Below are 417 nucleotides of genomic sequence, written 5' to 3'. Positions count from 1 at the left end.
AGCCGGCGTGCCCGAGGGCGTGATCAACGTGGTCACCGGGTACGGCAAGGACGTGGGCCAGGCGCTGGCCGAGCACATGGGCGTGGACCGCCTGGCCTTCACCGGCTCGGTGGGCACGGCGCAGGCCATCGTGCGCGCCTCGGCCGGCAACCTCAAGCGCCTGCAACTGGAGCTGGGCGGCAAGTCGCCCGACATCGTGCTGGCCGACGCCGACCTGGACCAGGCCGTGCCCGGCGCGTCCATGGGCGTGTTCAGCAACACCGGCCAGGTCTGCGTGGCCGGCACGCGCATCCTGGTGCAGCGCGGCATCCACGACGCGTTCGTCGAGCGCATGAAGGCCTTCGCCAAAACCATCCAGATCGGCAACGGCCTGGCCCCGGGCGTGCAGGTGGGCCCGCTGATCTCGCAGCGCCAGCT

Annotated in this window: 1 protein-coding gene; it reads left to right on the top strand. The window is 71.7% G+C overall.

Features of this window, described 5'->3' with window-relative positions; translation table 11 throughout:
* On the top strand, positions 1–417 hold a 417-nt coding region (locus tag JHD63_RS22905), incomplete at both ends, for an aldehyde dehydrogenase family protein (protein WP_198973121.1).

The sequence above is a fragment of the Xylophilus sp. ASV27 genome, from assembly GCF_016428875.1.
Classification (GTDB): domain Bacteria; phylum Pseudomonadota; class Gammaproteobacteria; order Burkholderiales; family Burkholderiaceae_C; genus Xylophilus.
This window is presented reverse-complemented; position numbering and strand designations above follow the sequence as displayed.